Source organism: Cryobacterium sp. 10C3, assembly GCF_034314285.1.
Taxonomy (GTDB): domain Bacteria; phylum Actinomycetota; class Actinomycetes; order Actinomycetales; family Microbacteriaceae; genus Cryobacterium; species Cryobacterium glucosi.
Map to the genome: position 1 here is coordinate 3,083,086 of NZ_JAVIWF010000002.1, position 23,683 is coordinate 3,106,768.

The window sequence follows — 23,683 nt, forward strand, 5'->3', positions numbered from 1 at the left end:
GCTGCGGGCGAAGAGCACCCGCACGGGGCTCGGGTTGTTGACGAGCGTGGACTCCGTTGTCGGTGTCGCGGCGATCGCGGGGTTGTCGAGCGTGACGGCACCGAGAGTCGGGTCAGTGCTCACCGTGATCGAGAGCGCGGTCGCCGTGCCGCCGGCGGCGAGGCCGGTGCTCCCGTCACCGAGGGTGCAGGTGACGACCTGCGGGGCGCTGGCGGCAACGGCACTCGCGACACAGGTCCAGCCCACCGTGTTCGAACGGAACCGGAGCCCGGCCGGCAGGGTGTCGGTGATCGTGATCGGACCGATGGCGTCCGAGGTGCCGACGTTACGCAGCGCGAAGTCGAAGACGACGTCAGCGCCCGCGAGGGGGTCGCCGTCGCGGTCGACTGGTTCAGCTCGAGGTCGGCGATCGCGACAACGGTCACGGGCACGGTGTCGGTGTCGGTGTGGGCGGATGAGCGACTGTCGGTCCAGCCGACGGTCGCGGTGTTGACCGCGCGGGTGCCGTCAGGCACCGCTGCGGCAACGGATGCCGTGACACTGATCACGGAGTTCGTCACGCCGAGCTGGGCGCGGGTGCAGCTGAGGCTGGCCAGGACGCAGGTCCAGCCGGCACCGCTGATCGCGGTGGCGGTGAAACCGGCCGGCAGAGTGTCGGCGACCGTGAGCGCATCCGCGGTCGACGGACCGGCGTTGGTGACCGTCAGGGCGTAGCCGATGCTGCCACCGGCGGTGACGGTGCGAGCGGACGGCACGATCGTCTTGACGATCGTGACGTCGGCGTGCGTGGTCACGTCGGTCGGGTCGCTCGCGGTGTTGGGGTGCGCGTTCGGCGTTGGCTCGTCGAGAACCCCGGTCACGTCCGCGACGTTGGTGAAGCCGGCGGGCCCGGCGTTCGCCGGGATGCCGACGGTCACGGAGACGACGCCTGCCGTGGCTCCCACGGGAAGGATGCTCGTGCTCGTGCACGTCACATCCTGTCCGACGGGTGCAGCGCAGGTCCAGTCGGTGCCGCCGTCCGCGCCCTGGGCGACCAGCCCTGCCGGGATGTGGTCCGTCACGACGGTGCCTGCCGGGGCGTCCGACGGACCGTAGTTGGTCACCGAGAGGGAGTACGTCAGGTCGGTGCCTGCCGTCACGGCGCCGGCGGGGTGGGTCTTGGTGATTCCCAGATCGGCCTTGCCGATCAGTCCCGTGTTGGTGTTGTCGCTCGCGTCGGGGGCGTTGTCTGCTCCTGCGGTCGCGGTGTTGACGACGGAACCGGTGAGGCCGCTCGGCACCGCGACCACGACGTCGACGGTCTGGGTGGCCCCGGCGCCGGGCTTCAGGGTGCCCGTGAGGACGCACCCGATGGTCGAGGGAGTGGTGCTGGTCTCGGTGCAGGTCCAGGCGCCGGGGGTACCGGCCGCGAGCCGCACGAAGGTCAGGCCGTTGGGCAGCGCGTCAGCGATCCGCACGTTACGGGCGTCGGCGCGGCCGGTGTTCGCGACGACGAAGCGGTAGGTCGCATCCGTTCCGGGCACGAGCTGGGCATCCTGCAGGGTCTTCGCGATCGAGAGCGTTGTTGCGCTCCCGACCGGGGTCGTCGGTGCGGAGCTGTTATTGGCCGGGTTCGGGTCGGGCGTCGTCCCGGTGACGGCAACCGTGTTGGTGAGGCTGCCGGTGAAGTCGGAGTCGATCGTGGCGGTCACGGTCAGGCGCGAGGTCGCGGAGAGCGCGAGGCCGCCCGCGGAGACACAGCTCACCGGGGTCGCTGCGGTGGTGCAGGTCCAGCCGGTTCCCGTGACCGAGACGGCGGAGAGGTGCCCGGGCAGGGTGTCGGTCACGGTGATCGGTCCGACAGAGGTCGACGGACCCGCGTTGGTGACGTCGATGGTCCAGGTCGCCGTGTCGCCGGCGGCGAAGACGCCACTGGCGAGCTTCGTGATGCCGAGGTCGGCGCTCGTGGTCACCGTGTTCGTCGCGCTCGCGGTGTTGTTGCCGAGGAGCGGGTCGAAGGTTCGGGCGGAGACGGTGGCGGAGTTGACGACGGCCGTGCCGTTCGGCACACCGGATCCGGCGAGCATGGCGACCGTGATCGCCGGGAATGCGGCGTTTGCGGCGAGGGTTTCGTTCGCGTTGACACGTTCACAGCTGAAGGCGCCGGTCACGGCGTTCGGAACCGTGCAGCTCCAGCCGGTGCCGGTCGCCCCCGTGACGGTGATGCCGGTGGGCAAGGGCTGGGTGGGGGTGTCCGTGACCGTGAAGTTGTGTCCGGCGACGGCCCCGACCGCGGTGTCCGGTCCGGTGTTGCTGACGGTGATGCTGAAGGCATCCGGCGTGCTGCGCCCGGCGACGAGGGCCGAGCCGGCCGTCTTGGCCAGGGTGACGTCGGCCGCATCGATGTGCGCGTCAGCGGTCACCGGGCTCGCCGCGTACGGGGCGGGGCCGGCGTGACCGGTCGCACCGGTGGCATCCGTCGCGGAGGCCGAGAGGGTGTTGGTGTGGCGGATGCCCGCCCCGGCTCCCGGAGTGACGGTTGCCGCAGCGGTCGGCTGCGCGCTGTAGCGGATGCTGATGACGGTTCCGGGGGCCACGGCCGTGAACGCGGGCCAGGCCAGGGTCTGCACTCCGCTCGCGGTGGTCACCGTCGGGTCGCCGAGGGGCCCGGCCGCGCCGCTCCCGATCGAGACCGTGCCTGAACCGGCGAGGTACACCCAGTTCGCGGGAAGGACATCCGTCGGGGTGACGGTCGCCGCGGTGCCCGCTCCGGTGTTCGTGAGCGTCAGCGTCCAGCCGAACGGGGTGTTCACGTATGCGGTCGCACCGTTGGTCGCGGTCTTGGCGAGGTCAATGTGCGGGAAGCGCGGGGTGACCGCCGCCGTCGCCGTCGGCGGGTTGGCCGTGTAGACCCGGCCGCCGGCCGCCAGGGAGGCGTAGCTCGTCACGCTCACGCTGTTCACGATCGCGCTGCCGGTGAGGCTCGGTGACGCGGCCAGCCTGGCGTCGAAGGTCAGGGTGACGGACGCGTTCTTGGCGATGGTCGGCATCGTCCAGGTGATGGTCGTGCCGGAGAGCACACCATTGCCGGAGATATTCGTCACGCTCGCAGGGTCGATCCCGGCGGGAAGGGTGTCGACGATGGACACGGCGAACGCGTCGGACGTCGTTGCTGTGTTCGCGTTGGTCGCGGTGACGGTGTACGTGAAGGCCTGGCCGGGTTCCGGAGTGGCGTTGGAGACGGTCTTGGCGATTCTGAGCACCGGTTCGAGCACGGTGACGCCCGCGGATCCGGCCGGGCCGGTGCGGTCGAAGCCCGCTGCGGCATTGGCCGGATCGGACTTGGCCGTGTCGTTCCAGCGCGGAGCGGCCGTGTTGGTCAGCAACGTTCCCGCGGTGTTGGCGGGCGCCGTGGTGACGGTGCCGGTGACCGAGACGGTGACGGTGCGGTCCTCGGTCGCAGCGACGACGTCCCCGAGGAGCCAGCCGATCTTCTGGCCGGACGGGGCGAGGGTGAACCCGGGGCCCTTGGGCAGCGTGGCGATGCAGTCGACGGCGGTGGCGGTGCGGCAGGCGACCGTGGCGGAGCCTGCGTTCGCGGTCACGCCGGCTGGCAGGGTGTCGATGATGGATGCGTTGTAGAAGTTGACGTTCTTGGGCAGGGTGACGGTGATCGTGTATGCGACCGCGCCGCCGACCGCAACGGCATTCGGGGTGGCCGTCTTGACCGTCGTGGCGCCTTCGACCGTGACGACGGCCGACGCGGCGGCAGAGACGACGCGCTCGACGAGGGCGTTGTTCGCCCCGTTGCTGCTCAGGGTCGAGCCGGTAACGCTCGCCGTGTTGGTGTACGTGACGAGCCCGGCGGAGTTGGGTGCGACCCGTGCCGAATAGGTGAGCACGGTGGTGGCGGGGGCCAGGAGTGCACCGGTGCCGGGGAGCACCCAGCCGAGCCTGGTGGTTCCGGTGGCGCACCCGTTGGTGCCGTCCCCGGGCACGCTCGTCGTCGTCGGCGAAGCGGCAGGGGAGAGGAAGGCAGTCAGGGTCAGTCCCGCGGGCAGGCAGTCGACGACGACGGAGTCGTAGGCTGCGGGGCGGCCGGCGGTGTTGCCGGCCGTGAGAGTGAAGGTCACGATGTCATTGCCCTGGGCGGTGGGCTTGTCGACGATCTTGGCGAGGGTCGGCAGTGGAGTCACGACCGTGATGGCCTTGGCCGCCGTGCGCGGGGTCACCGCGGTCCCGCCGAGGGTGGCGTTGCTCGCGAAGGTCGCGGTGTTGGTGAGCGTTCCGGAGGCCAGACCGACGCCGACGAGCACGCCGGGCAGCGTCACCGTGAAGACCTGGTCCACGGCGGTGGTGTTGTCGAAGGTTGCAGGGAAGGTCAGGGCGCCGTTCGTCGGGTCGAATGAGCCGCCGGCCGGCACGCTCGACACTGTCGCGACGGTTCCGACCGGAATGGTCAGTCCGGCCGGGAGCGCGTCGGAGAGCTTTCCGTTGTACACGGTCGTATGAGCAGGCACCGTGACGGAGAAGGTGTAGTCGACGAGCTCCCCGCGACGGCCTGGTTGGCGGTGTTGCCGGTCGCCACGATCCGGGACACGCCGGTCTTGGCCACGGCGGCGTCGGCGAGGCGGATCTGCGCGGTGCTGTTGGCCGGGAGCGCATTCCCGTCGGTGTCATGGGCAGGGTTCAACGAGCCCTTCGGGAAGTAGACCGTGTCGCCGCCCGCGGTGTTCGGCGAGGTGAAGGCGACAACGGATGCCGTATTCGGGAATACCGTCGACACGCTCACGCCGGTGGGAACCGTCACCGCATAGCTGAGCCGGGTAGCTGCCGCTCCTGGGGCGAGTGGACCCGGAACGGTCCAGACGATGACGCTGCGAGCGTTGGCCGGCACGGCATTTGTGGTCGGGTAGCCGGAATCACCGGGATTCAGACAGCTGCCGGCGGGTGTGATCGACGCGACGATCCACGTGGTGCAGGTGTAGCCGGCGGGGAGGGCGTCCCAGACCTGTACGGCAGCGACCGGCACATCGGTGCCAGCGGCGGCCGTTCCGGTGTTCGCGACGTCGAGGGCGTACGTCACGACGTCGCCCTCTTTGACCTTGACGTCTGTTGCCGGCGCGGCCGGGGCTGCACCGTTGACGGCGGAGATCTTCTTGGCGAGGGAGACGGTGGGGGCAGGGGCGATCGCGTAGTCGACCTGGTCACGGAGTGCGAGCACGGCCCCTGCCGTGGATTCCTGGCGGTACTTCATCAGGTTCGCGGTGATGTCGACGACGGCGGTCGGCGACGTCGACGTGACGATGGCGCTCACGAAGAGGGTCAGGGTTGCGCCCTTGGCGACGTAGAGGTCGGTCGATCCGTTGTCCGGCGTGCCGAGGTTCCAGGCGGCGGGCAGGGTGCCTGCCGGGGTTGCCGACTCCGTGCCGGTTGCGGGGTTCACGGCGACGGTGCTTCCTGACGCGGGCGCGAAGCCGTCGAAGCTCGTTCCGACCGGGGTGAAGTCGGTGATGCGGGCGTTGCGGGTGCGGGTTGAGCTTGCGAACGCCACGGTCAGCTGGAAGCAGACCTTGTCGCCGAGGTGGTAGGTCGGCACCTGGGTATCTGTGTAGTTGGGCGCGTTGACCGCGGCGGCGCAGTCAACGGCGGTGCCACCGGCGGCCGGGCGGGGAAGCACCTTCTTGGTGATGGTCGGGCTGGATGACGCGAGGCCGGCCGACGAGTCGTCTGTGACCGGCGTGCTGCCGAGGCCGGCGGTGACGTCGGTTGTCGTGCCGGTGATCCCGACGGTGTTGAGGAAGCTGTCTCCCGCGACGGTCGGCCCGCTTTGGCTGTCTCCGGCGTAGGTCGAAGACATCAGGGCGTCGTAGCCGATCGTGCGACTCGTGTTCACCGGGAGGCTCGTCGGGTTCGGCGTGAGCACGACCGTGAAACTGCCGTCGGCGTTGGCGACGACGCTGTTGACGGTGGCGCCCGTCACCGTGCCGCCTCCGGTGCAGCCGGCCGGCAGCTGACCGGCCCGCGGACCGGTCACCACGACGGAAGCGGGCATGATCGGGCAGAGCCCGTTGGGAACGACGTCGGTGATCGTCATCGCGGAATCGGTGGTGTACTCACTCGATCGAAGCAGCAGGGTGAAGTGCGCGATGCCGTCGGCCACGAAGTCCGAGGAGTCCACGGATTTGACGATCGACAGGTCCATGGCTTTGACGGTCACGGAGTCGCTCGAGGTTGCGGCAGCATCCGCGGGAGTGGCGACGGGGCCGGTGTATGTGCCGGTGGCGACTGCGGTGTTCGTGAGGCCCTGGCCGGCGGCGGCTGGCGCCTCCTGGCGAGTCGATGCCCCGGTGTTGTTGTCCAGGTTGGCCGCCTGCAGGCGCGCGGCGGCGTTGGGCACCTGGCCGGCGGGCCACATCGTGTTGGCCTTCAGCGGGATCGCGGCCGAATAGGTGATGGTGCGGGTGGACCCGGCCGTGAGGGTGCCGAGGTTCCAGGTGACCTTCGTGAAGACCTGGCCGAGGAAGCCTGCTCGGTCGTTGACCGTTTCGACGAGCGCGGGAGTCGCGCAGGAGGGACCGCCGGTGGAGGAGCCGAGCGGGCCGCTGCCCGGGTACTCCTCTGTGCCTGCCGCACTGTTGTCGACACTGCCGCAACCGAGGAATTCGAGGCCGGCCGGGAGGTAGTCGACGAGCACGACGCCGGTCGTGGCGGCGACCCCGGTGTTCTTGGTGGTGATTGTGTAGACGGTGGCCTGGTCCTGTGCGCCGCGCATGAGTTCATGCTCGGGGCTCGGTTCGGTCTTGGTGACCTTGAGGGCGGCGACCTTCGTGGAAACGGGAGTGACGGCATCCGTGAATGCGAAGCTGCCTGCGACGACGACGCCGGTTGTCGGCGTGAACTTGGCGAGCAGTCGAGGGTCGGTCTGGCCGTAGACGGCGGCATTGCCGGGGATGGGAGATCCGACCAGGAAGACGGAGGGGTCTGGCGTGATCCCGAAGGTGAGGCCGGTGGTGCTTCCGTGCACGAGGTCGGCGATGTTCGGCCAGATCAGCACCTGGTGGGTGACCGCCGGCGGCCCCACGACGTCGGTGATCGTCACGATCGTCGGGTCAGGGAGGGCCGGGCCGCTTGCCCCTGCCGTACTGCCGGGGACATAGCTCGCTCCGGCGGGCAGCTGGTACCGGAATGCGAGGTTGTAGTAGTCCGTTGTGCCGCCGGCAGGAGCCGTCGCGGTGAGGCTCACGGTCGCGTTTTCGCCCGCGAGGATGGTCGGCGTGCTGCTGGCCGTGAGGGTGACGATCCCGGCAGCGGTCGCCGGGGCGACAATGGCGCCGACGGTCAGGCCGACGGCGACGAGCAGGCCGGCCAGGACGCTGGCCGTGATCCGCATGTGCGCCCGGGCCGGGGCGAGGAAACCGTGGTCGAAGAGGATCTGACGCTTTTTGTGGCGCGGCACGATGGCAGGGCGGAAAAGCGGCATGACGGGTACTCCAGGGTAAGCAATGCGAGCAGCGATGTTTCGGCGTACGCGGGGCATTTCGGGTGCCCGGGTACGCAGAAGCGTCCCTGTTGAGTACGTTTCCTAGAAGCTACCGGTTGCGCATCGCGCCGGTCAATCCCTCGGACGACCCCAGTGCGCGGCGGAGCCCACCCCAGAACGGGGCGGCACCGGTTCCGGCTCCGGCTCCGGCTCCGTGAGCGGGCTACTTGAAGCGGTGCTGAAGCACCCAGTCGTGCATTGCGACGGCGGCGGCAGCAGAGGCGTTGATCGAGCGCGTCGATCCGAACTGGCTGATCTCGAGCACGGCATCCGCCGCGGCGATCGCCTCGTCGGAGAGGCCGGGGCCTTCCTGGCCGAACAGGAGCACGCAGCGCTCCGGGATCGCGAAGGTTTCGATCAGCACGCTGCCGGGCACGTTGTCGATCGCGATGATCGGCAGGCCTTCGTTCGCCGCCCAGAGCACGAACGTGGCGACATCCGCGTGATGCAGCACGTGCTGGTACCGGTCGGTGACCATGGCACCGCGCTTGTTCCAGCGCTTGCGCCCGATGATGTGCACGGTGTCCGCGCCGAAGGCGTTGGCGCTGCGCACGATCGAGCCGATGTTCATGTCGTGCTGCCAGTTCTCGATCGCGACGTGGAAGGGGTGGCGCTTCTCATCGAGATCGGCGACGATCGCGGCCATCGACCAGTACCGGTACCGGTCGATCACGTTGCGGGTGTCACCGTGCTCGAGGAGCTCGGGGTCGTAGAACGCCTCCTCCGGTAACTCGCCCTGCCACGGCCCGACCCCGTTCGTCGACAGCTCCACGGTCGGTGCGGCGGTCGGTACGGAAGCGGGGAGCAGCGGTTCAGTCACCGCTCCACCGTATCCCGCGCAGCACCTGCCCCCGCCCCGCGCGCGCTCGTGCCCAGGGCAGGGCGAGCGCGCGTATGATTTCGGTATGCCTAAAAATGCTGGCGGCACGGTAGCGGATGCGGCGCGGACGCCGGCAGCACCCGCCCGGCTGGCGATGTTGCTCGGTCCCGCCATGGTCGCCGGCGTTGCCTACCTGGATCCGGGCAACGTGGCGAGCAATATGACCGCGGGCGCCCGGTTCGGGTACCTGCTGGTCTGGGTGGTGCTCTCGGGCAACCTGATGGCGTGGCTGATCCAGTACCTCTCCGCGAAGCTCGGGATCGTGACCGGGCAGAGCCTGCCGGAGATCCTCGGCAGCCGGTTCAAGCATCCGTTTCTGCGGCGGTTGTACTGGCTGCAGGCGGAGCTCGTCGCGATGGCGACCGACCTCGCGGAGATCATCGGCGGTGCGGTTGCGCTCTACCTGCTGTTCGGGCTGCCGCTGCTGCTCGGTGGCGTGATCACGGGCACGGTCTCGATGCTCGTGCTGACCGCGCAGGCCCGGCGTGGGGCACAGAGCTTCGAGCGGGTCATCGTCGCAATGCTGTGCGTGATCACGATCGGGTTCACCGCCGGGGTGTTCTTCGCCCCGCCGGACCCTGCGAGCGTGCTCGCCGGCCTCGTGCCGCGGTTCGAGGGCAGCAACTCGGTGCTGCTCGCGGCGTCGATCCTTGGTGCGACGATCATGCCGCACGCGATCTACGCGCACTCCGCCCTCGCCCGCGACCGGTTTCCCGGTGCCCACGACCGGCCGACCACGCACCGCCTGCTCTGGGCCACCCGCTGGGATGTGACCCTCGCGATGATCCTCGCCGGCACCGTCAACGTGGCCCTGCTCGTCGTCGCCGCCTCTGCGCTGCAGGGCATTCCGGGAACCGACTCGCTTCCGGGCGCGTATGACGCCCTGAAGTCGAGCCTCGGGCCGATCGTCGCGACGGTGTTCGCGATCGGCCTGCTCGCATCCGGGCTCGCCTCGACCTCCGTCGGCGCGTACGCCGGTGCCGAGATCATGCACGGGCTGCTGCAGCTGCGCTTGCCGCTGCTCGTCCGTCGCCTCGTCACGCTGATCCCGGCGCTCATCATCCTCGGCCTCGGCCTCAACCCGACCGAGGCCCTCGTGCTGAGCCAGGTCGCGCTCTCCTTCGGGATCCCGTTCGCACTGATCCCGCTGGTCTGGCTGACCTCGCGGCGGAGCCTGCTCGGCGAATACACCAACCGCTGGTTCACGACGCTGGCCGGGATCATCACCGCCATCCTGCTGGTCACGCTCAACGTCGTCCTGCTCGTGCTGATCTTCACCGGAGCATAGGGAGCGGCTCATGAAACACAACGGCACGAGCACCCCGGCGTCTGAGGACTACCTCAAGACCATCTATGCGCACACCGAGTGGCAGCCGGAACCGATCACCCCCTCGGCTCTTGCAGCCCGGCTCGGGATCGCTCCCTCCTCGGTCACGGAGATGGTGAAGAAGCTCGCGGCCGCCGGCCTCATCACGCACGTGCCGTACGGGCCTCTCTCCCTCACCCCCGTCGGGCTGCTGCGCGCGAGCGCGGTCGTGCGACGGCACCGCCTCATCGAGACCTGGCTCGTGCGCGAGATGGGCTACGACTGGGATGAGGTGCACGACGAGGCCGAGATCCTCGAACACTCCCTCTCGGACCGGCTGCTCGACGCCATCGACGAACGCCTCGGCCGGCCGGCGGTCGACCCGCACGGCGACGCGATCCCCGCGGCTGACGGCTCCGTCACCGCGCGCGCCGGGCTCGTCGCGGCCGCAGCCGGCCCCGGCCTCGTCGGCGTCGTCCTGCGGATCAGCGACCGGGATCCCGTCGTGCTCCGAGGCCTCGCACGCGACGGCATCGGGCCGGGAACCGTGCTCGCGCTGCTGGGACCGGGCGTCGTGCGACTGCTGAACGGCAGCATCCGCCACCTGACCGATGCGGAGGCCGCGTCGATCTGGCTCGATGCGGAGCCCACCGACGAGCCCCGCGCGGAATCGAAGCGATGACACCGACCAAACCCCGGAACGCTACTCTGGAGGGGAACCCGAGGAGCGCCGAATGACACGCCGTGACGAGATCGAATGCTGGCTCACCGACATGGACGGGGTGCTGGTCCACGAGAACAGCCCGCTGCCCGGGGCCGCCGAGCTTCTGCAGCAATGGAGCGACGCGGGAACGCCGTTCCTCGTGCTGACCAACAACTCCATCTTCACGCCGCGTGACCTGAGCGCCCGGCTGCGCGCCTCAGGACTCAACGTGCCAGAGGAGCGCATCTGGACCTCGGCCCTCGCGACCGCCGACTTCCTGAAGAGCCAGATGCCCGGCGGCACAGCATTCGTGATCGGAGAGGTCGGCCTGACGACGGCCCTGCACGAGGCCGGGTTCATCATGACGGAGACGAACCCCGACTACGTCGTCGTGGGCGAGACCCGCAACTACTCCTTCGAGGCCATCACCAAGGCCATCCGCCTGCTGCTCGCCGGTGCGCGCTTCATCGCGACGAACCCGGATGCGACGGGGCCGAGCGCGGACGGCCCGATGCCCGCGACGGGCGCCATCGCCGCTCTCATCTCGAAGGCGACCGGCATGGAGCCGTACGTCGTCGGCAAGCCGAACCCGATGATGTTCCGCTCGGCGATGAACAAGATCGGCGCGCACTCGGAGAACACCGCGATGATCGGCGACCGGATGGACACCGACATCGTCGCCGGCATCGAGGCCGGCTTGTACACGCTGCTCGTGATGACCGGGATCAGCGACGAGGCCGAGGTCAGCCGCTACCCGTTCCGCCCGGACGAGATCATCTCCGGCGTCGACAAGCTCGTGTCCCTCGAACCCGTCGAGTCCGACGAGATCTAGCCCACCAGCGTCACCCCGCGTCGCCCATCCGGTTCGCGCGTTCCGAATTCAGGAGTTGAGCGCGTCCCCACCCGAACAGGGCGGATGCGCGGCACTGGTCTGGGGCCCTGCCTCGGCTCGCAGGGCTCGACTCCTGGATTCGGCACAGCGACGAACGAGGAGCCGGGAGTTCCTGCGGCTAAGCGGTCGGGCCGGGGCCGGCGAGGCTCCCGGTGATGCCGTCGCCGGAGGACCGGCTCACGAAGCAGAAGTACTGGTGCGGGGCGTCTGCCCACTGCTCGGCGGTGATCGGGTAGCTGCCCTGAACCTGCACATCGGGATACGCCGCCGCAGCGGTGAGGTCGATCACGCCGGGCGCGCTGCAGAGCAGGTTGATCTGCGCAGCAAGCGCCGCCTCGCCGGGGAACGGCGTGGTCGCGTCCCCGGGGAACAGACCGCGATAGACGAGCTGCGCCTGGTGCGGGGTCGCGCAGTCGGCGACCGTGAAGGTCTCCTCCCACGGGGAGACGTAGGGCTGCAGGCATTCGCCGCCGAACAGGGTCTGCCAGGCGTGCACGCCGACCGACTGCGCGGCGGTGGGCGCCGGGGTCGGCGTGGGGGTCGGCGTGGGGGTGGGGGTCGGCGTCTCCGAGGCTGTGGCCGCGACGGTCGATACCGGGGAGCCCACGAGGCGCTGGCCGAGCAGGAAGAGGCCGACGAGAACCACGAGGACAAGCAGGCCGACCGCGGTCCAGATCAGGGGTTTCGGCAACCCGCTGTGCCCGGCGGATGCCCCGCCGGGGCCATGCCCTGAACCACCGTTCCCGGAGCCGCCCGAACCGGAGCCGCCGTTCCCGGAGCCCCCGTTCCCGGAGCCGCCGACGGTGGGACCATTCGTTCCGGGCCTCTTCGGTCCGGAACCAGGTGTCGCCTCTGAACCGTTTGTCCCTGATCCGCCCGTGCCTGCCGCGGCTGTTCCTGGGTCGCCGGGGGCGTTCCCTTCGAGCGACGCGAAAAGAAGCCGGCAGCGGAGGCTGCAGGGGCGGGCGCATTCGCGACGCCCGGTGCAGCGAGAACCGTCGTCGGGGCAGCGGCCGTTGCGCCGGCGGCGGCGTCTCCGTCGGTGTCGGTGTCGGTGTCGGCGGCGGGCTGGAACAGTGCATCGAACGCGCTCAGCGCCCCCGCCGTCTCGCCGCCGACGACAGCCGGAGGGTCGGCCGGATGCCCGACAGAATCGGCGAGCGGAGCCTGAGGAGTGAAAACCTCGGTGTGGGCGAGTCCGGAATCGGCCCACGGGTCGCTCTCGACCGGGAAGGGAACGATCGGAGCCGGGAGCAGCGGCAGCGCCGCAGCCGGAGCCGCACTCGCTGACGCGACAGACGCCGCGGCAACCGCGGCGGCAGCACTCGCGGCGGCGGCCTCGAACACGGCGCGCTCGGCGGCGGCCTCGGTCTCGATCTCAGCTCGGGCCGCGGATGCGACGGCGTCCGCACGCTCGGCGGCAGCTTCGGCAGCAGCATGCTCTGCGGCGGCGGCGGCAGCTCGCGATGCGGCTTCGACTTCGGCGGCACGCTCGGCGGCCTCGGTCCCCGCGCGCGCGGTGGCTGCGGCCGTCGCGGCGGTGAGGGCTGCGGCGGCACGAGCAGCAGCGGCAGCTGCACCGGCGGCGGCGGACGCACCGGCGGGCGGCGTGATGACGGGTGCCTGGGCGGCGGCGCGACGCCCGCGGAGCCGGAAGTGCGACGGCGCAGGCACCACGGGCAGGGGCTCGGGGATGGGCTCCGGCTCGGGCAGGTTGCGAGCCGGGTACAGGGTGCCGCGTCCGTCGGCGGTGGCGGCGCGATCCGCGGCGACCTCTTCGGGCGTGAGCACGAGCGGCGACCGCGCGGGTGTGGTCCACCAGGGTTCGAGCGGTGCGTCCGGCCGGATGCCCCGGTCGGCCCCCACGACCGGCGAGCCTCCGGTGGGGCCCGGGTTCGGAGTCGCGGCAGCGCCGCCGGTCGTCGCGAGTGGGCGAGCGGACGGATAGAAGATGTCGCCGGGGACGTAGCCGGCGGAAGCAGCAGAGCCTGCGGACGCGGAGGCTCCTGCCGCTGCCGGACCGGCAGGGACAGAACCGGAAGAGGGCTCGATACCCGCAGGAGACCCTGTCGTCGAGGCCGCAGGGGCCGGCGGGGTGATCGGGGCAGGAGTCAGGCCGGCCCGTGCGGGAAAGGACGTGGCGCCGGCAGCGCGCGGCCGGAACACGGCCCGCTCGACCACAGAAGGCTCGCCCGCGGGCTCCGGCGAGTGCACGGCAGGCGTCGGGGCGAGCGGCGGGGCGAGCGGCGGAGCAAGAGAAGGAGCAACCGGCGGCGCAACCGGGGCGGATGCCGCCGGCTTGACCACGGTCACGGCGGCGGTCGCCGTCGTCGGCTTGAGTCCCCACAGGAACGCGGGCGCCGGAGTTTCAGGATCCGATGTCGTACCGGCACCAGGGGCGTCGCCGGAACGGGAAACCCGGCCGGGGGCATCCGCTGGGGCACCCTTCGCCCGGCGCGGGCGACGCATCACGAAGTCGTCCGGCAGGGTCGGCTTGGTGCCGTCGCCGAGCTGGGAGGCGAGCCAGTCGATTCCTTCTTCGCCGCTCCCCGACTGGTCTGGCATTAGTTCAGCCCCAGGTCCTCAAGGCCGATGGCGGCGAAGTAGGGGTAGCCGGCCGCTTCGATGACTTCGCGCGCACCGGTGTTGCGGTCGACGACGACCGCGACGCCGGCGATGATCGCGCCGACCTTGAGCAGGGCTTCGACGGCCGCGAGCGGGGATCCGCCGGTGGTCGAGGTGTCCTCGAGCACGATCACGCGCTTGCCCGCGAGGTCGGGGCCCTCGACCTGGCGGCCGCGGCCGTGGTCCTTGGGCTCCTTGCGCACGACGAACGCGTCGTAGGAGAGGCCGCGGGCGACACCCTGGTGCAGGATCGCCGCGGCTACGGGGTCTGCGCCCATCGTCATGCCGCCGACGGCGGTGACGTCGGGCACACCGGCGATGAGGTCGATCATGACCTGGCCGATCAGCGGGGCGACCCGGTGGTCGAGGCTCACCTTGCGGAGGTCGACGTAGTACGTCGCCTTCTTCCCGCTCGTGAGGGTGAAGTCACCGTGGAACACGGCCTCAGCCGAGATGTAGTCAATGAGCTGCTGCCGAATGTCCGTCACGGATCAACTGTATGCCATTCGGGATTGGCGACGCCTGCCCCGGCCCGGGGGACGGGGAGGCGTCACGCAGGGGTCAGAAGCCGCGAACGAAGGTGCGCTGTTCGGGCATGTGGCGGTAGCCGTCATTCTGCACATCGACAACAACGCCAACGATGGACGCGACAACGATCAGGGAGAGCACGGCAATGAGAACGAACACGAGGGGGCCTTTCAACCAGGGGTGGATGTCGGTGATACGGAGGCACTGCTGCACGTGTGCGACGTATTTATTTGACCACCTCTAACCATGCAGCACAATCGCATTGTCCTGTACTCATTGTGTAGCGTAGCTACATGGACATTCAGCGGCTCGAACTGCTCAGGGAACTGGCCGAACGCGGCTCGATCACCGAGGTCGCGCGGGCGACGCATCGCACGGCATCCGCCGTCTCCCAGCAACTCAAAGTGCTCGAGCGCGAGGCCGGGGTGCGCCTCACCGAGCGCCGCGGGAGGGGCATCGTTCTGACGGATGCCGGGCGCGCGCTCGCCCGCAGCGCCACCGATGTGTCGGTCGCGATCGCCCGCGCCACCGCCGTCTGGCACGAGTTCCGGAACGACGCCTCCGGAGGGGTCAGCGTGGTCACCTTCCCGACCGCCGGCGAGATGCTCCTGCCCGGGGCCATGCTGCAACTCGCCGACCGGCCCGGCCTCGTGGTCACGTGCACCGACCTCGACCCGGAGCTCCGGGACTTCCCTGCGCTCACGGCCGACTACGACATCGTGCTCGCGTACAGCCTGAGCGGCCAGCGGTCCTGGGGCGGGCGCGGCCTGACGGTCGTTCCGCTCATGACGGAGCCGATCGACGTCGGGCTGCCCGCCGATCACCGGCTCGCCGGCCGCTCCTGGCTCGCCCCGGCGGACGTGATCGACGAGACCTGGATCGGGGTGCCGGACGGGTATCCCTTCGAGCGGATCCTGGACGAGATCGAGGAGCGCACCCCCGGCCACGTCACTGTCGCCCAGCGATTCGCCGACATGAGGCTCATCGAGGCGTTCGTGACGGCAGGCCTCGGGATCGCCCTCGTGCCGCGCTACACGTGGGGAGGCGGCCAACCGGGGCGGGTGACGCTCAAGCCGTTGCGCGGGGTGGACGCCGAGCGGCAGATCGTTGCGCTGATGCGCCCGGACCGCGCCGAGCGCCTCGCCGTACGCACGGTCGTCGACGTGCTCCGCACCCAGGCCGCCAGCGTCCAGCAGGCCCACGCCCCCGCATCAGCCCCCACTCCCTCTCCCTGAGAAGCCGCGCCCACCCCTCACGCGAGAGTACGAAATGTGCCCGTATTCGCGCCATTTAGGGGCACATTTCGTACTCTCGCGGAAGAGCGGACGCGAGCAAGCGGGAGGGGAGGGGCTAGGGGAGGGAGAGGACCTCGTCGTAGATCGCCAAGGCTTCGGCTGCCTCGGCGTCGGTCACGACGCACGGGGGTACCACGTGGATGCGGTTCTCGGCGATGAAGGGCAGCAGTCCGCGGGCGAGCAGCCCGGCCTTGATCTTCGCCATCACCCCGGCTCCCACCGGTTCCCTGGTCGCGCGGTCCGCGACCAGTTCGAGCGCCCAGAACACGCCGACGCCGCGCACCTCACCGATGATCGGGTGCCGCTCCGCAAGCTCCGCGAGCCCCGGCGCGAGCACGTCCCTCCCTATCCTGGCCGCGTTGTCGACGATCCCCTCCGCCTCCATCGCGTCGAGCGTCGCCACGATCGCGGCCATGGCGAGCGGATGCCCGCTGTAGGTGAGTCCGCCGGGGAACACGGTCGTGTCGAAGTCGTTCGCGATCGAATCCGGGATGATCACCCCGCCCGCGGGCACGTACCCCGAGTTGACGCCCTTCGCGAAGGTGATCAGGTCGGGCACCACGTCGTAGAGATCGAGGGCGAGCCAGCTGCCGGTGCGGCCGAAGCCCGCCATCACCTCGTCGAGGATCAGCAGGATGCCGTAGCGGTCGCACAGGGCGCGCACCCCCGGCAGGTACCCGGGCGGCGGCAGCAGCACGCCCGCGGTGCCCGGGATCGTCTCGAGCAGCACGGCGGCGATCCCGCTCGGCCCCTCGCTCTGGATCACGCGCTCGAGGTGCCGCAGGGCGCGCTCGCACTCCTGCTCCGGGGTCGTGGCCCAGAAGTCGCTGCGGTAGAGGTACGGGCCGAAGAAGTGCGCGTGCCCGCGCGCGAACTCGTTCGGTACCCGGCGCCAGTCCCCCGTCGCGACGATCGCGGCCCCGGTGTTGCCGTGGTACGAGCGATAGGTCGAGAGGATCTTGTCGCGACCGGTGTGCAACCGGGCCAGCCGGATCGCGTTCTCATTCGCATCCGCCCCGCCGTTGGTGAAGAACACCTTGTGGAAGCCGTCGGGCGCGCGGGCGACGATGCGGCTCGCGGCCTGGCCGCGGGTGAGGTTGGCCGTCGCGGGCGCGACCGTGGCGAGCAGGCCGGCCTGTTCGACGATCGCGCGCACGACGGCCGGATGCTGGTGGCCGATGTTGAGGTTGACCAGCTGGCTGGAGAAGTCGAGAAACGTGGTGCCGGAGTGGTCCCAGACCCGGGTTCCGAGCCCGCCGGCGAGGACGAACGGGGTGCGTCCGCCGCCCTGGGCCGACCAGGAATGGAACACGTGGGCGAGGTCGAGGTCGACGGTGAGTTCGTCGAGCCGATCGGTATCAGTCACAGCGGTTCTCCTTGTTCTCGCACCCGGGCTGCCATTCTCAGATCTTCGCGGCGGGCGCTGTGTTGAGCGCCGGGATGATGCTCTCACCGTACACACGCAGGGTCTCTTCCTTGTTGTCGTGCTGCAGGTACCCGGCGAACTGGTCGACGCCGAGTTCGCGGAGCGCTTCGAGCTTCCGGATGTGATCCGCCTTGGTGCCGAGCACGCAGAACCGGTCGACGATCTCGTCGGGCACGAAGTCGGCGTGGGTGTTGCCCGCGCGGCCGTGCTGGTTGTAGTCGTAGCCTTCGCGCCCGGCGATGTAGTCGGTGAGGGCGCGCGGGACCGCGGAGTCGGCGCCGTACTTGGCGACGATGTCGGCGACGTGGTTGCCGACCATGCCGCCGAACCAGCGGCACTGGTTGCGCATGTGCTCCCAGTCCTCTCCGATGTACATCGGGGCGGCGACGCAGAATTTCACGGATGCCGGGTCCCGGCCTGCCGCTGCCGCCGCCTTCCGCACCGTGCTGATCATCCACTCGGCAACGTCGAGGTCGGCCATCTGCAGGATGAATCCGTCCCCGACCTCTCCCGTGAGCTTGAGCGCGAGCGGCCCGTACGCGGCGACCCACACCTCGAGGGAGCTGCCGAAGCTCCACGGAAAGCGGAGGGTGGCGCCGTTGTACTCGACGGCGCGGGAGTTGCCGAGCTCGCGGATGACGTGGATCGCCTCCCGCAGGGTCTTGAGCGTCGCGGGGGCGCCGTTCGTGACGCGCACGGCGGAGTCGCCACGCCCGATGCCGCAGATCGTGCGGTTGCCGTACATCTCGTTGAGGGTCGCGAAGGTCGATGCGGTGACGGTCCAGTCGCGGGTGGACGGGTTCGTGACCATCGGCCCGACCATGATCTTGCGGGTCTCGGCGAGGATGCGGCTGTGGATCACGTACGGTTCCTGCCAGAGCAGGTGCGAGTCGAAGGTCCAGACGTGGCTGAAGCCGTAGGCCTCTGCGAGCTGCGCGAGCTGCACGACCCTGGCCGATGGCGGGTTGGTCTGCAGCACTGCTCCGAAGTCCATGGGGTTCCCTGCGCTCTGTCGGTGGTGGGCGGTGGGTGGCGGATGCCTGGCCGGCGCGCCTAGATCAGGTACTGGCTCAGGCCGCGCGGCAGGTACCGCCCGTCGCCCTTCGCCCCGAGGTAGCTGTTGCCGTCGACGATGACCTTGCCCCGGCTGAGCACCGTGTCGACGTGCCCGTCGATCTCGTACCCTTCCCAGGCGGAGTGGTCCATGTTCATGTGGTGGGTCTTGCCCAGCCCGATCGAGGTGTGCCCGGCCGGGTCGTAGAGGACCACGTCGGCATCCGCCCCCGGCTGGATCACGCCCTTGGTGCCGTAGAGGCCGAACATCCGCGCCGGGGTCGTCGAGGTCAGCTCGACCCAGCGTTCGAGGGTGATCCGCCCCTCGACGACGCCCTGGTAGAGCAGGTCGAGGCGGTGCTCGACCGAGCCGATCCCGTTCGGGATCTTCGAGAAGTCGCCGAGGCCGAGGTCTTTCTGGCCCTTCATGCAGAACGGGCAGTGGTCGGTCGAGACGAGCTGCAGTTCGTTGGTTCGGAGGCTCTGCCAGAGCTCCTCCTGGTGCCCCTCCGCGCGGCTGCGCAGCGGCGTGGAGCACACCCACTTCGCGCCCTCGAAGCCCGGGGCGCCGAGGTTCTCCTCGAGGGAGAGGTAGAGGTATTGCGGGCAGGTCTCCCCGAAAACGTTCTTGCCGCGGGAGCGGGCCGCCGCGAGCTGCGCGACGGCCTGCTTCGCGCTGACGTGCACGACGTACAGTGGCGCCCCGGTCAGGTCGGCGAGCATGATCGCCCGGTGGGTGGCCTCCTCCTCGAGCTGCCAGGCCCGCGCGATGCCGTGATAGTACGGGTCGGTCTTACCCTCTGCGAGGAGTTGCCCGACGAGCACGTCGATCGCCGGCCCGTTCTCGGCGTGCATCATCGTCATGAGCCCGGTCTCCGCCGACTTCTGCATCGCCCGGAGGATCTGCGCGTCGTCGGAGTAGAACACGCCCGGGTAGGCCATGAAGAGCTTGAAGCTCGACACGCCCTCGGCGAGCAGCCCGTCCATGGCCTGCAGCGATTCCGTGTTGAGGTCGCCGATGATCTGGTGGAAGCCGTAGTCGATGGCGCAGTTCCCCGCCGCCTTGTCGTGCCAGGTCGCGAGGCCGTCGAAGACACGCTGCCCGTAGCTCTGCACGGCGAAGTCGATGATCGTCGTCGTGCCGCCCCACGCAGCGGCGCGGGTGCCGGTCTCGAAGGTGTCTGAGGCCGCGGTGCCGCCGAACGGCAGCTCCATGTGGGTGTGCGCGTCGATGCCGCCGGGGATCACGTACTTCCCGGTCGCGTCGATCACCGTGTCGGCGGATGCCGCGACGTCGAACCCGAAAATGGCGGAGCCGGGGGCGAGCACCGCGACGATCTTCTCGCCGTCGATGAGGACATCCGCTTCTGAACGGCCGGTCGAGCTGACCACAGTGCCGCCCCGGATCAGGGTGCGCCCCACCCGGGCGCTCATGCGCGGGCGATCGGGTCGTAGGAGTCCGGCCTGCGGTCGCTGTAGAACTGCCAGGAGTTGCGCGTCTCGCGGATGAGGCCCAGGTCGAGGTCGCGGATCACGATCTCGTCGGTGTCGGTCGAGGCGATGGCGCCGACGTAGTTGCCGCGCGGGTCGACGAAGTAGGAGCTGCCGTAGAAGGTGACGGCCTCGTCGCCGAATTCCTCGGTTTCGGTGCCGATCCGGTTGTTGGCGCCGATGAAGTACTGGTTGGCGACCGCCGCGGCCGGCTGTTCGAGTTCCCAGAGCCGGTTGGACAGGCCGGGCTTGGTGGCCGAGGGGTTGAAGACGATCTCGGCGCCGTTCAGGCCGAGGATGCGCCAGCCCTCCGGGAAGTGCCGGTCGTAGCAGATGTAGACGCCGATCTTGCCGACCGCGGTGTCGAAGACCGGGTAGTCGAGGTTGCCGGGGCGGAAGTAGAACTTCTCCCAGAACTGCGGGAGGTGCGGGATGTGGTGCTTGCGGTACTTGCCGAGGTAGCTCCCGTCGGCGTCGATCACGGCGGCGGTGTTGTAGAGCACGCCTGCCTGCTCCTCCTCGTAGACCGGAAGCACGATCACGATGTGGTGCTCTGCGGCGAGCGCCTGGAACCGTTCGACGAGGGGGCCCGGAACGCTCGTCGCGTAGCCGTAGTACTGGGGGTCCTGGATGATGCCGAAGTAGGGGCCGTGGAAGAGCTCCTGGAAGCAGATCACCTGCGCTCCCTGCGCGGCCGCCGAGCGTACGAATCCCTCGTGCTTGGCGATCATCGACGCTTCATCGCCGGTCCAGGTGGCCTGGGTGATCGCGGCTCTCACGATGTTCCCGCCCTTGCCGGCCGCATCCGCGCGGATCTTCGCGCTGGCCGGGGTATTGGATCCGTCGGACATGTCTGCCTCCACCAAGTCACTACTGCGAGATAACTGAAACGTCCGCCGAAACGTCCGGCGTGCTGAGTGCGTGTGGATCATCCTGTCGCCCAACGGGCCGGGAGGCAAGCACTCAGCGAAACCGTTATCCGGCGCTGGTACCATTCAGAAAGTCCCGCCCGGCCACCGAAGGTCTCATGACACGTCTCCCGTTCTTCCGCGGGCCCCGCGCTTCTCGCGCCTGGCCGGCGCTCATTGCTGCCACGGCGCTCACCGCCCTCCTCGGAGGCTGCGCGACCACGAGCCCGATTCCCGCAGGCCCCGCCCCGGATGCGGTCACGGCCAGCCCCACCCCAACGTCGAAGCCGGCCTACCCGCTCACGATCGAGAACTGCGGCACGACGGTCACGGTCACGAAGGCCCCGAGCCGGATCGTGTCGATCAAGTCCTCGGCCACGGAACTTCTCCTCGCGCTCGGCCTCGGCGACAAGATCGTCGGCACCGCGTTCCTCGACGGTCCGCTCCCGCAGGCGCTCAGCTCGATCGGCACCAACCTCAAGGTCGTCAGCGACTTCCTGCCCAGCCAGGAGGCCGTGCTCGCCCTGAACCCTGATTTCGTCTTCGGCGGGTGGGAGTCCAACTTCGCCGCTGACGGCGTCGGCACCCGCGACACCCTCGCCGCGGTCGGCATCGGCAGCTATGTCGCGCCGTCGGCCTGCAAGGGCGCCGACCAGCCCAACCCGCTCACCTTCGACACCGTCTTCGGGGAGATCACCCAGGCCGGCGCCGTTTTCGGGGCCCCCGAGGCAGCCGCACGGCTCGTCGCCACCCAGCGCAAGGAGCTCACGACGCTCTCCCCGCGACGACGAAGACCTCTGCGCTCTGGTATTCGAGCGGCGTCGACAGCCCGTACGTCGGTGCCGGGATCGGTGCGCCGCAGATGATCATGGATGCCGCCGGACTCACGAACGTCTTCGCGAGCGTGAAGGACACCTGGACCTCCGTCGGCTGGGAATCCGTCGTCGCTGCCGATCCGAGCGTGATCGTGCTCGTCGACGCGACCTGGAACACGGCAGAGTCGAAGATCAAGACCCTCGAGACCAACCCCGCGACGAAGAACCTCACCGCGGTGAAGAACAAGCGGTACATCACCCTCCCGTTCGCTTCGACGGAGGCCGGCATCCGCAACGTCGAGGCCGCGGCAACGACGATCGACCAGCTGGCCGACCTCAACTCGCTGAGCAAGTAGTCGGTGACTGCGGGCACGGACTCCGTGGCGGGACGGACCCGGCCGGCCGCATCCGCTCGCCCGAACGGCCGCTTCGGGCTGTGGCTCGCGCTCGCCCTGGCCGCGCTTGTGCTCGTCTCCGCGCTGGCCGTGACGATCGGGCCCGCTCCGGTGAACCTGGCGGATGTCGCAGGCAGCCTCGCGGCGCACCTCGGCTTCCCGCACTCCGGCACGGTGCCCGTCCTCACTGACGCGATCGTCTGGCAGCTGCGGCTCCCCCGGGTGCTGACCGCGGCGTTCGTCGGTGCGGGCCTCGCCCTGAGCGGCGCGGTCATGCAGAGCGTGACCCGCAACCCGCTCGCCGACCCGTACCTTCTCGGGCTGTCCTCAGGGGCGTCGCTCGGCGCGGTCTGCGTCGTGATTCTCGGCGTCGGGGTCGCACTCCCGCTCGCCGCCTTCGCCGGCGCACTCGCCGCGCTCATCGCGACGCTCTCCATTGCCAGGGTCGGCGGAACGATCACGCCCGGCCGGGCCGTGCTCGCCGGCCTCGCGATCGCCCAGCTCGGCGCGGCGGGCACCTCCTTCGTGATCTTCTGGTCGGCCAAGGGCGACTCCTACCGGGAGATCCTGAACTGGCTGCTCGGCTCCCTCGCCGGCAGTTCCTGGGCCACGGTCCTCATCGCCGGGAGCGCGCTCCTCCTCGCCGGCACCGGGCTCGTGCTCGCCGCGAGCCGGCTGGACGCCTTCGCCTTCGGCGACACCGCCGCGGCCTCGCTCGGAGTCGACGTCAACCGCACCCGGTGGGCGCTCCTCGGCACGGTGGCACTGCTGACCGGGGCGATGGTCGCCGTGAGCGGTGCGATCGGGTTCGTCGGGCTGATCCTCCCGCACCTCGTGCGCGGGCTCAGCGGGCCGGGGCACCGCAGGCTGCTGCCGCTCGTCGCGGTATATGGCGCGGTGTTCCTCGTGATCGCGGACACCCTCGCCCGAACGGTCTTCGACCCGCGCGAGCTGCCGGTGGGCATCATCACCGCCCTGATCGGGGTTCCGGTGTTCATCGCGCTGATCAAGAGCCGGAAGTCCGTTTCATGGGTGTAGTCATCGAGCGGGTGTCGTTCCGCGTCGGCGGGCGCACGATCCTGGACGACGTCTCCGCGATCATTCCGACCGGCTCGGTGACGGGCCTGCTCGGCCCGAACGGCGCGGGAAAGTCCACACTGCTGCGCCTCATCGCGGGCCTGCACACCCCGACGAGCGGGCGGATCACCCTCGACGACGCACCCCTGGCGACCCTCGGCCGACGCGAAACCGCCCGCCGGATCGCCCTCCTCGAGCAGAACGCGAGCCCCACGATCGACCTGCTCGTGCGCGAGGTCGTCCTCCTCGGTCGTATTCCGTACCGCTCCGGAATCTTCGGCGGCTTCGACGGCGCCGAGGACCTGCGCATTGTCGCCGAATCGCTCGCCCAGGTCGGCGGCACCGACCTCGCCGACCGAAGCTGGGGCACCCTGAGCGGCGGCGAGCAGCAGCGGGTGCAGATCGCCCGCGCGCTCGCCCAGCGGCCGAACCTGCTCCTGCTCGACGAGCCGACCAACCACCTCGACATCGGCGGCCAGCTCGGCCTGCTCGCCCAGGTGCGGGACCTCGGCCTCACCGCCGTCCTCGCCCTGCACGACCTCAACCTCGCCGCCGCATACTGCGACCAGATCCTGTTGCTCGCCGACGGCCGCCTGGCAGCCGCAGGCACACCCGCCGATGTCCTGGTCCCAAGAGTCATCGCCAAGGTCTACGGCGTCGACAGTTTCGTCGTCCCGCACCCCCGCGGCGGGCATCCGTCCCTGCTCTTCGCCCCCTCACCCCCCACCCCGCCCGTTCGCGAAAGCGGGTGAATCGTCGTTATGACC

At 69.9% G+C, this 23,683-nt stretch carries 17 protein-coding genes and 2 pseudogenes; 7 read left to right on the forward strand and 12 right to left on the reverse strand.

Annotation, left to right across the window (positions count from 1 at the left end):
• Positions 1–84: 84 nt before the first annotated feature.
• The 4 genes and pseudogenes from RGU41_RS21040 to RGU41_RS15595 form a co-directional block, all read right to left on the reverse strand.
• Positions 85–474 (reverse strand): annotated as a pseudogene (locus RGU41_RS21040) (hypothetical protein); the annotation flags it as partial.
• Positions 453–4,499: pseudogene (locus tag RGU41_RS15585) on the reverse strand (beta strand repeat-containing protein); the annotation flags it as partial. The pseudogenes RGU41_RS21040 and RGU41_RS15585, both read right to left, overlap by 22 nt.
• On the reverse strand, positions 4,439–7,462 hold the full coding sequence (locus tag RGU41_RS15590; RefSeq protein WP_322136799.1) for a hypothetical protein: 3,024 nt from the start codon (positions 7,460–7,462) through the stop codon (positions 4,439–4,441). The gene RGU41_RS15590 and the pseudogene RGU41_RS15585, both read right to left, overlap by 61 nt.
• 223 nt (positions 7,463–7,685) lie before the next feature.
• Positions 7,686–8,342, reverse strand: coding sequence for a TrmH family RNA methyltransferase (locus RGU41_RS15595; RefSeq protein WP_416172965.1), 657 nt, complete (start codon positions 8,340–8,342; stop codon positions 7,686–7,688).
• 85 nt (positions 8,343–8,427) lie between these two features.
• Between RGU41_RS15595 and RGU41_RS15600 the strand changes: the two genes are divergently transcribed.
• From RGU41_RS15600 to RGU41_RS15610, 3 genes are read left to right on the forward strand one after another with little or no spacing between them, the layout of a single operon-like run.
• The gene (locus RGU41_RS15600) at positions 8,428–9,690 is read left to right on the forward strand and encodes an Nramp family divalent metal transporter (protein ID WP_134446207.1); all 1,263 of its coding nucleotides are present in this window, start codon (positions 8,428–8,430) and stop codon (positions 9,688–9,690) included.
• 10 nt (positions 9,691–9,700) lie between these two features.
• Positions 9,701–10,390, forward strand: a complete 690-nt coding sequence (locus RGU41_RS15605; RefSeq protein ID WP_322136800.1) for a metal-dependent transcriptional regulator — start codon at positions 9,701–9,703, stop codon at positions 10,388–10,390.
• A 52-nt stretch (positions 10,391–10,442) separates the two neighbouring features.
• Complete coding sequence (locus RGU41_RS15610) at positions 10,443–11,243, forward strand: HAD-IIA family hydrolase (protein WP_134446205.1); 801 nt, start codon at positions 10,443–10,445, stop codon at positions 11,241–11,243.
• Positions 11,244–11,421: 178 nt separating this feature from the next.
• Here the strand turns inward: RGU41_RS15610 and RGU41_RS15615 are convergent, their stop codons facing one another.
• The 4 genes from RGU41_RS15615 to RGU41_RS15630 all read right to left on the reverse strand — a co-directional run bounded on the left by RGU41_RS15615 (position 11,422) and on the right by RGU41_RS15630 (position 14,615).
• Positions 11,422–11,994 (reverse strand): hypothetical protein, encoded by a 573-nt coding sequence (locus RGU41_RS15615; RefSeq protein ID WP_322136801.1) that lies wholly within the window; start codon positions 11,992–11,994, stop codon positions 11,422–11,424.
• Positions 11,979–13,868 carry a hypothetical protein gene (locus tag RGU41_RS15620; RefSeq protein WP_322136802.1) on the reverse strand — a complete coding sequence of 630 codons (1,890 nt, stop codon included), beginning with the start codon at positions 13,866–13,868 and terminating at the stop codon, positions 11,979–11,981. Before RGU41_RS15620 ends, RGU41_RS15615 begins: the two co-directional genes overlap by 16 nt.
• On the reverse strand, positions 13,868–14,416 hold the full coding sequence (pyrE, locus tag RGU41_RS15625; RefSeq protein ID WP_134446203.1) for an orotate phosphoribosyltransferase: 549 nt from the start codon (positions 14,414–14,416) through the stop codon (positions 13,868–13,870). The genes RGU41_RS15620 and pyrE overlap by 1 nt, the downstream gene beginning before the upstream one ends.
• A 73-nt stretch (positions 14,417–14,489) precedes the next feature.
• Complete coding sequence (locus RGU41_RS15630; RefSeq protein ID WP_255454334.1) at positions 14,490–14,615, reverse strand: hypothetical protein; 126 nt, start codon at positions 14,613–14,615, stop codon at positions 14,490–14,492.
• 134 nt (positions 14,616–14,749) lie between these two features.
• Here RGU41_RS15630 and RGU41_RS15635 point away from each other — a divergent pair, with 134 nt between their 5' ends.
• Positions 14,750–15,691 (forward strand): LysR family transcriptional regulator, encoded by a 942-nt coding sequence (locus RGU41_RS15635; RefSeq protein WP_134560357.1) that lies wholly within the window; start codon positions 14,750–14,752, stop codon positions 15,689–15,691.
• A gap of 115 nt (positions 15,692–15,806) precedes the next feature.
• On the opposite strand, the gene RGU41_RS15640 is transcribed toward RGU41_RS15635, so the two are convergent.
• The 4 genes from RGU41_RS15640 to RGU41_RS15655 are packed head-to-tail and all read right to left on the reverse strand — an operon-like array spanning position 15,807 to position 20,572.
• Positions 15,807–17,117 carry an aspartate aminotransferase family protein gene (locus tag RGU41_RS15640; RefSeq protein ID WP_134446200.1) on the reverse strand — a complete coding sequence of 437 codons (1,311 nt, stop codon included), beginning with the start codon at positions 17,115–17,117 and terminating at the stop codon, positions 15,807–15,809.
• A 37-nt stretch (positions 17,118–17,154) separates the two neighbouring features.
• On the reverse strand, positions 17,155–18,171 hold the full coding sequence (locus tag RGU41_RS15645; protein ID WP_134446199.1) for a TIGR03842 family LLM class F420-dependent oxidoreductase: 1,017 nt from the start codon (positions 18,169–18,171) through the stop codon (positions 17,155–17,157).
• A gap of 59 nt (positions 18,172–18,230) precedes the next feature.
• Positions 18,231–19,652, reverse strand: coding sequence for a dihydropyrimidinase (hydA, locus tag RGU41_RS15650; RefSeq protein ID WP_322137373.1), 1,422 nt, complete (start codon positions 19,650–19,652; stop codon positions 18,231–18,233).
• 8 nt (positions 19,653–19,660) lie between these two features.
• Positions 19,661–20,572, reverse strand: coding sequence for a nitrilase-related carbon-nitrogen hydrolase (locus tag RGU41_RS15655; protein WP_322136803.1), 912 nt, complete (start codon positions 20,570–20,572; stop codon positions 19,661–19,663).
• 694 nt (positions 20,573–21,266) lie between these two features.
• On the opposite strand from RGU41_RS15655, the gene RGU41_RS15660 reads away from it, so the two are divergent.
• From RGU41_RS15660 to RGU41_RS15670, 3 genes are read left to right on the forward strand one after another with little or no spacing between them, the layout of a single operon-like run.
• Positions 21,267–21,800, forward strand: a complete 534-nt coding sequence (locus RGU41_RS15660; protein WP_322137374.1) for an ABC transporter substrate-binding protein — start codon at positions 21,267–21,269, stop codon at positions 21,798–21,800.
• Positions 21,801–21,803: 3 nt separating this feature from the next.
• The gene (locus tag RGU41_RS15665; RefSeq protein WP_416172964.1) at positions 21,804–22,877 is read left to right on the forward strand and encodes a putative F420-0 ABC transporter permease subunit; all 1,074 of its coding nucleotides are present in this window, start codon (positions 21,804–21,806) and stop codon (positions 22,875–22,877) included.
• Complete coding sequence (locus RGU41_RS15670) at positions 22,868–23,668, forward strand: ABC transporter ATP-binding protein (protein ID WP_134560361.1); 801 nt, start codon at positions 22,868–22,870, stop codon at positions 23,666–23,668. The genes RGU41_RS15665 and RGU41_RS15670 overlap by 10 nt, the downstream gene beginning before the upstream one ends.
• Positions 23,669–23,683 lie beyond the last annotated feature (15 nt).

Bases quoted from the DNA above. Each gene is read 5' to 3' on its own strand.
- RGU41_RS15655 (WP_322136803.1), bottom strand. From the start codon at position 20,572: ATGTCCGACGGATCCAATACCCCGGCCAGCGCGAAGATCCGCGCGGAT.
- RGU41_RS15645 (WP_134446199.1), bottom strand. From the start codon at position 18,171: ATGGACTTCGGAGCAGTGCTGCAGACCAACCCGCCATCGGCCAGGGTC.
- RGU41_RS15635 (WP_134560357.1), top strand. From the start codon at position 14,750: ATGGACATTCAGCGGCTCGAACTGCTCAGGGAACTGGCCGAACGCGGC.
- RGU41_RS15610 (WP_134446205.1), top strand. From the start codon at position 10,443: ATGACACGCCGTGACGAGATCGAATGCTGGCTCACCGACATGGACGGG.
- RGU41_RS15670 (WP_134560361.1), top strand. From the start codon at position 22,868: ATGGGTGTAGTCATCGAGCGGGTGTCGTTCCGCGTCGGCGGGCGCACG.
- RGU41_RS15600 (WP_134446207.1), top strand. From the start codon at position 8,428: ATGCCTAAAAATGCTGGCGGCACGGTAGCGGATGCGGCGCGGACGCCG.
- RGU41_RS15590 (WP_322136799.1), bottom strand. From the start codon at position 7,462: ATGCCGCTTTTCCGCCCTGCCATCGTGCCGCGCCACAAAAAGCGTCAG.
- RGU41_RS15620 (WP_322136802.1), bottom strand. From the start codon at position 13,868: ATGCCAGACCAGTCGGGGAGCGGCGAAGAAGGAATCGACTGGCTCGCC.
- RGU41_RS15605 (WP_322136800.1), top strand. From the start codon at position 9,701: ATGAAACACAACGGCACGAGCACCCCGGCGTCTGAGGACTACCTCAAG.